Here is a 6,131-nt window from a genome sequence, read left to right as displayed (position 1 = left end):
ACAAACGATGCTAAAGTGACTATTGAGGCGATTACCTCTTAATAGTCACCGGATTACGGGTGGCCTTCTCAAACACCACCTCTCTGGGCGTGACCGGGCGGCGGACATGTTCTCCGGAGGAATCAAACCGCCGCGGGTGGCCCAGTTGCTGGGCGTGACGCGTAAGTCCGCCTGTGAGTGGCACCGGGTCTGGCTGAAGGGCGACAAGGCCGCGCTGGCCTCCAAGGGTGCCGCCGGGACCGGCTGCAAGCTCACCGAGGCGCAACTGACCCGGCTGGAGGCGTTCTTGGACGAGGGCGCGATCGCGCACGGGTGGGACGATCAACGCTGGACAAGCACGCGCATCGCCACCCTGATCGCCGAGAGGTTCCACATCCGCTACACGCCGCGTGGGGTGGCCTACCTGATGGAGCGGCTGGGATGGTCGTTTCAGGTGCCGGCGCATCGGGCGGCCCGGCGCGATGAGGAGGAGATCTCCGGCTGGAGGCGACGGGTGCTGCCCGCTTTAAAAGCACCTGGGCGGCCTGGGGCTCCTGGCTCGTCTTCGCCGATGAGTCCGGACAGAATCTGAGACCGCCCAAGGGCAGGACCTGGGCCCGCAAGGGGCGAACCCCGGTGTTGCAGGTGGCCTACCGCGGCCGTGGGCGGGTCTCGATCGCCGCGCTGATCTGCGCCAAACCGGGGAGGCGGACGCGACTGATCTACCGTATGCGCGCCTACCACCACCGCAAGAACGAGCCGAAGGGCTTCACGGTGGCCGACTTCCAAGCGCTGCTCCAGGCCGCGCACGCCCAGTTGGGCGGCCCGATCTCGCTGGTGTGGGACAGCCTGCCCGAGCACGTCAGCGTCGAGATGCGCGTGTGGATCGCCGCTCATGAGGACTGGCTGCTGGTCTACCGGTTCCCCGCCTATGCGCCTGAGCTGAACCCGGCCGAGGGCGTGTGGGCCAACCTGCGTACCAAGCTGTTCAACTTCACCGTCCACGGCATCGACGAGCTCACCGGTCTGATCAAGAACCGGCTCAAATCCCTGCAGTACCGGCCCGACCTGCTGAACGGCTTCATCGCCGAAACCGGGCTCATGATCTCCGGCCCGGCATAACCCCCGGCTTTCATGCTCAGTACGGGTCCACGCAGATGAAGAGACGCTAGGGCATGCCATCGACAACGTCGATATGGGTGTCTGTCAGCGGTTGCAGCGCGCGTGGCTGGCCAGGGAGTGAAGCCCTGAAGCTTTGATCATTCCAAATGCGTTCCCGTTAAGGCCTACGAACCTGCATAGATGCAGGTCAGACTGACCTGCATGGCAGCAGTTCAGGGAGCTGTGTACCGAGATCTTCCAAACTGGTGAGTCTGGGCCAGGTGAATGTCCCTTCATAAGAGGATGACCTTATGGAGCATGCTGAGATCGTCATCGGCCGGGGCAGGGACTTTGATCATGTACTGATCCGGGTTCTTGGCCGTATGCATCCTGGCTGTACCGACTTCTGGGACGGGAACTGGCTTACCTCTCCGATCCATGCGCAGGTCGGAGGGTTCACTGCCGAGGTTGATGCGGGGCTTCGGGTTGAGGAGTTGCATGACTTCCGAGTGGCTTTGGAGCGCGTCGACGCAGAAGTTAGGGGGAGTGCCACCCTGTCCTCTCTTGAGCATTGGATAGAGCTCACCGTCGAATGCCGTCCCACAGGTTCCCTGTCGATCTCCGGGACCATAGCCGACCATCCTGGGATGCGGAACACCCTTCACTTCGAGATCGAAGGCTTGGACCAGACAGACATCCCGGCACTCACGGATGCACTCGTTGCGGCGGAGAAGCGATTCCCCATCCTGGGGCGCAAGTGATCGCTTTCTGGGAGCCAAGTTGGGAGCCAACGGGCCGTACGACCCCGTACCGAGCTGAACTGACTCGAACAGCCGGACCGTCGGTGACCTACGCGGCGAACCAGTCTGAACACCTGTGGAGATCGTTCGGGGACCTACGGATCAGAGGTTAGGGGTTCGAGTCCTCTCGGCCGTACCAGACAAAGAAGGCCCGTGACCAGGGAAAATCTGGGAACGGGCCTTCTTGTTTGTCTGGACAAGTCAGCCGGGGTGGCCATGTCCAACGCCTGGTGCGGCCGGACCGTGTTGTATCGGCCACCCACGCATCCAGCAGTGCTGCAGGCCGGCGAAGCCCTCATGGGAGAGGAACTCCTCTCGCACGCTCTTGTGCCAGTGCTCGATCTTCCCGGTCGTGGTCGGTGACCGCGGCTTGGTGTTATGCACCCTGACACCGTTTTCCCGGCAGATCCGCTCGAACAGCACCTCGATCGGGCGTGGCTTGGTGTACCGGCCGGTGAACTGCTTGCCGTTGTCGGTCAGCATGCGCATCGCGGTGGCGAACGCCTGGCACACCGCCCGCCCCGACGCTTCAAGGGCCGCGCGGACGGACTGAAACCGCGTTGACAGCGACACCGGCGGGGATACCTACTTACTGCCCATCGGCGCCGTCGCGCCGGCCCGGCGTCAGCCGCCACGGCCGGCCGTCGGGCGATCGGCGACAGTGAAAGGATAAAGGATCATGGTGGACCCGGGCATGGACGCGCTGACCTGGAAAGAGTTCGGCGAGGAGCACCTCGCGGCACTGGCTGAACTGGCCGAGGCGTGCCTGGCCGTCGACGGTGGCCTCCCGTTGTTCACTAGCTCTCCGCTGCTGCGAGCCCGGCTGCTCCAGTCCTGTACCCTCGGCGCCTGGCACGAGGGCGGCCTGGTCGCGGCCGTGAGCGTCGGCACCGCCGGGCAGCCGGCTACCAGCACCGGCCTGGTGGATCCGGCCTGGCGGGGGCGGGGCGTCGGTAGCCGGCTGCTGAGCTGGGCAGGCGAGCAGGCCGGCGACGCCGGTCTGCTGCTGACCACCGAGTCGTGGAATCCTGGCGCGGACGCCCTGTTTACGGCGCGCGGCTTCGAGCGGACCTTCGTCGAGTGGGTGCTGCGCCACGACCTCACCGCCCTCCCGGAGGTCGCCCATCCCGACGGCGTGACCACCGAGCCGGTGACACTCGATTCCGAGCTGTTCGCGACCTACCGGGCGTCCTTCGCGGACCGGCCCGGCTTCGTCGAGCCGGCGGCCGAGGAATGGCTGGATGGGCTGCGGGAGGACGATGGGTACCGGCCGGACCTGTCCCTGATCGCGCGCGGTCCCGACGGCACGGCGGTCGGCTTCTTCAACATCATCGACAACTGGATCGACCAGATGGGCGTGGTCCCCACCTGGCGGGGCCGGCGGGTCGGAACCCACCTGGTGGCAAGGGCGCTGCGGTCGCTGGCCGCCGACGGCGCCCGGGAGGCGTGGCTCTGCGTCAACGACAACAACCCGGCCGCCTCCCTGTACCAGCGGCTCGGCTTCCACGACGCCGGCCGCCGCGCCCGCTACCTGCGCCGCCGCGTGTGACCGCCGCTACTTCAAGGCGGCCCGCCCTCCGAGGGGAGCGGGCCGCTTCGTCGTGAACCGCGCCGGGTTTCGTGGAGTCGCTTTGGTTGACTTGCATGCCTAGATCCTCAAGAGGGGTCAGCATGCCCAGGAGCTATCCCGGCACGGTTCAACCTCTCATACGGAGCAGGCGAGCAGTCCATGGCCAGGTAAATGACGGACTCCGCCCGTCATTGTGGATCTTTATGGCGGGCGGAGTGAGCACGCAGCCATAGGTCTGCCAGGTCGTGTCCATCCGTTCACAGATGTCGATGAGTCTTGTACTTCCCCGTGAGCGAGGATGCGGCGGCCTCTGCGACGTCTTCTCGGGATCCTGCGACGCAGGTGGTGAGGAAGGCAAGCACGGGGGGAAGCTCACGCCGGGTGGGAGGAGTTCCCCGGTGACTGGATCAAGGTGGCGGCGCGCCGTCGCACGGCCCGCCGCCCGCCTGTCGGCAGGGCATGCGGCCTGGGGCCGATCCCAGCCGACGGCGGGAGTCAGGGCCGCGCGCCGCACCCAGCGCCCGCCGTATCCGACCGTCGGGCACTGTGCGGAGGCCGCACCACCACCCGAGAAAGATCGATGGGTCGGCCGACGATTCTCCTCTCAGCGGCTGCCAGGACGGGCCCGTCAGTGGTTGAGGTCGAGGAACGGTGCTACCGCAGAGCCTTGGCGCGGCGGCGCAGCGATTCGGGAAGACCGGCCAGCAGGTCGCTATCCAGACGGAACCGGGTGAGGGCGGTGAGGTTGGCCAGCGAATCAGGGATCTCGGTCAGCTGGTTGCCCTCTAGGTAAAGCTCGGTGAGGGCGGTGAGGTTGCCCAGTGAGCCAGGAAGACTTGTCAGCCGGTTGTACCCCAGGAAGAGGCGTTTAAGGGCGGTGAGGTCGCCCAGTGAGCCAGGGATCTCGGTCAGCTGGTTGCTTTCCAGGAAGAGCGAGGTGAGGGCGGTGAGGTCGCCCACCGAGTCAGGGATGCTGGTCAGCCGGTTGATTCCCAAGTAGAGATATTTGAGGGCGGTGAGGTCGCCCAGCGAATCAGGGATTTCGGTCAGTTGATTCTTGCTCAAGATGAGCTCGGTGAGGGAGGTGAGGTTGCCCACCGAGTCAGGGATGCTGGTCAGCCGGTTGATTCCCAAGTAGAGATATTTGAGGGCGGTGAGGTCGCCCAGCGAATCAGGAAGGCTGACAAGCTGGTTTCTTTCCAGGTAGAGGCGTTCGAGGGCGGTGAGGTCGCCCAGCCATTCGGGAATCTCGGTCAGCCGGTTGCCGCTCAGGTCGAGCGAGGTGAGGGCGGTGAGGTGGCCCAGCGAATCAGGAAGGCTGGTCAGCTCACCACCCAGGCGGAGATGGGTGAGGGCGGTGAGGTCACCCAGTTGCTCAGGGATTCCGGTGAGGTTCAGCCGGAGCTCGCGCAGATGAGTCAGTTCACGCAGTTGCCCGGGCAACACCTCCAGAGGTGTACCGCTCAGATCGAGCACGTTCGATTCGTTTCGCAGGCACTTGTTGATCCGCAGTACAACAGCCCTTGGCAGCTTCTTGTCCCCCGTCATGACTCCTCTTCCCGAGATCACCGGCGTGCCCCGGCTCGATCGCACCGGCCCGCACGCTCCGGCCGGCCGTCGATACCGGATGCGGCGGCCGACGATCAACTTAGGCAAAGGCGCTAAGGATCGACTTGCGGATCACTGACATTGCCCGCGGGCCCCCTTCATGATGAAGCCGAACCGACCGGCCGCCTCGGTACGCACCCGGTCGCGAGAACCGCGGCATGGCGTTGATCACGGAACTGTCGGGGATGTCTGCTTGAGTCACCCCAGGAACGAGCACTTGAGCGGGCAGGGAGCGGGAATGCGGCGGTCGGAGCGTCTTTGGCACCTCGTCCGGTCCTACGGCATGGGTGAGTGGTTCATGGCCGCCTGGGTGGAGGGGCTGGAGGTGTGGGAGGCCGCTCGGCGCCTGGGGGTGTCGGTCGCGGATGTGGACGACTCAGTCGAGTGCACCTGGACGGATGTCCTGCGCGGGCGGCCTTCCGACGGTGAGGCGGGGGTCGTCTGGGCCGGTCGTCTGGCGGCGGACTGGACACAGATCATCCAGGTGCACGGGTTCGACTGTGAGGGGGCCTTGCAGGAGCTCTCGTACGGCGGGCGGGCGCTGCTGATGCGCTGGGACATCAACGGGCCACGTGATCTTGAATACGCGGTCAACGGTCACTATGTGACGGACTTCAGCGTCACCGTCCCCGGAAAGCGCTGGGGAAGTGATCCTCACGCGCTCGACTCCTACGCGCAAGGGTTGCATTTCGACCTGGACGACTCCGGTTGGGAGAGCGATCCCGAACTGCCGACGGGGTGGCTGGAGTACTGCGCGTGGGAGGAGACCCGCACGGAGAGCGGACAGGACTACGGGGAGGAGGCCATCCCCGACGAGTGGGGGGACTTCATCGGGCTTGTCCACAACGGATACAGCCCGCCCATGGCGACCTGCCTCACGTCGGCCCTGGCGCTTGTCGGCAGGGTGACGGGCAGGGAGATCGACAGGGAATGGATGGACGGGGCCCACACCCGCTACGTGATCCGCGATCAGCACAATGAGGTTCCCCCCGCAGGACGGACACCTCGTCTGAGTCGACTTGCGTCGGCTGGGAAGGAAGAGACTCGTGCCTGCACCTCACTCGCCTGAGTTT

At 65.4% G+C, this 6,131-nt stretch carries 6 protein-coding genes and 1 pseudogene; 5 read left to right on the top strand and 2 right to left on the bottom strand.

Features of this window, described 5'->3' with window-relative positions:
- Window positions 1-106 precede the first annotated feature (106 nt).
- The 3 genes from AB0J58_RS43870 to AB0J58_RS43860 all read left to right on the top strand — a co-directional run bounded on the left by AB0J58_RS43870 (window position 107) and on the right by AB0J58_RS43860 (window position 1,841).
- Window positions 107-571, top strand: a complete 465-nt coding sequence (locus tag AB0J58_RS43870) for a winged helix-turn-helix domain-containing protein (protein ID WP_364227518.1) — start codon at window positions 107-109, stop codon at window positions 569-571.
- On the top strand, window positions 481-1,101 hold the full coding sequence (locus AB0J58_RS43865; RefSeq protein WP_364227521.1) for a transposase: 621 nt from the start codon (window positions 481-483) through the stop codon (window positions 1,099-1,101). Before AB0J58_RS43870 ends, AB0J58_RS43865 begins: the two co-directional genes overlap by 91 nt.
- Window positions 1,102-1,391: 290 nt before the next feature.
- Window positions 1,392-1,841, top strand: coding sequence for a hypothetical protein (locus AB0J58_RS43860; protein WP_364227515.1), 450 nt, complete (start codon window positions 1,392-1,394; stop codon window positions 1,839-1,841).
- Between the two features lie 236 nt (window positions 1,842-2,077).
- Here AB0J58_RS43860 and AB0J58_RS43855 read toward each other — a convergent pair.
- Window positions 2,078-2,363: pseudogene (locus AB0J58_RS43855) on the bottom strand (integrase core domain-containing protein); the annotation flags it as partial.
- 196 nt (window positions 2,364-2,559) lie between these two features.
- Between AB0J58_RS43855 and AB0J58_RS43850 the strand changes: the two are divergent.
- On the top strand, window positions 2,560-3,429 hold the full coding sequence (locus AB0J58_RS43850) for a GNAT family N-acetyltransferase (protein WP_364227513.1): 870 nt from the start codon (window positions 2,560-2,562) through the stop codon (window positions 3,427-3,429).
- A gap of 675 nt (window positions 3,430-4,104) precedes the next feature.
- Here AB0J58_RS43850 and AB0J58_RS43845 read toward each other — a convergent pair.
- Window positions 4,105-4,998 carry a leucine-rich repeat domain-containing protein gene (locus AB0J58_RS43845; protein ID WP_364227511.1) on the bottom strand — a complete coding sequence of 298 codons (894 nt, stop codon included), beginning with the start codon at window positions 4,996-4,998 and terminating at the stop codon, window positions 4,105-4,107.
- A gap of 343 nt (window positions 4,999-5,341) precedes the next feature.
- Here AB0J58_RS43845 and AB0J58_RS43840 point away from each other — a divergent pair, with 343 nt between their 5' ends.
- Window positions 5,342-6,127 (top strand): DUF6461 domain-containing protein, encoded by a 786-nt coding sequence (locus AB0J58_RS43840; protein ID WP_364227509.1) that lies wholly within the window; start codon window positions 5,342-5,344, stop codon window positions 6,125-6,127.
- Window positions 6,128-6,131 lie beyond the last annotated feature (4 nt).

Origin of the sequence: Streptosporangium sp. NPDC049644, from assembly GCF_040675205.1 — a bacterium.
GTDB lineage: Bacteria > Actinomycetota > Actinomycetes > Streptosporangiales > Streptosporangiaceae > Streptosporangium > Streptosporangium fukuiense.
The sequence above is the reverse complement of the archived record's forward strand: the minus strand, read 5'-3'. Positions and strand labels throughout refer to the sequence as shown.

Bases quoted from the DNA above. Each gene is read 5' to 3' on its own strand.
- AB0J58_RS43840 (WP_364227509.1), top strand. From the start codon at position 5,342: ATGGGTGAGTGGTTCATGGCCGCCTGGGTGGAGGGGCTGGAGGTGTGG.
- AB0J58_RS43850 (WP_364227513.1), top strand. From the start codon at position 2,560: ATGGTGGACCCGGGCATGGACGCGCTGACCTGGAAAGAGTTCGGCGAG.
- AB0J58_RS43870 (WP_364227518.1), top strand. From the start codon at position 107: ATGTTCTCCGGAGGAATCAAACCGCCGCGGGTGGCCCAGTTGCTGGGC.
- AB0J58_RS43860 (WP_364227515.1), top strand. From the start codon at position 1,392: ATGGAGCATGCTGAGATCGTCATCGGCCGGGGCAGGGACTTTGATCAT.
- AB0J58_RS43845 (WP_364227511.1), bottom strand. From the start codon at position 4,998: ATGACGGGGGACAAGAAGCTGCCAAGGGCTGTTGTACTGCGGATCAAC.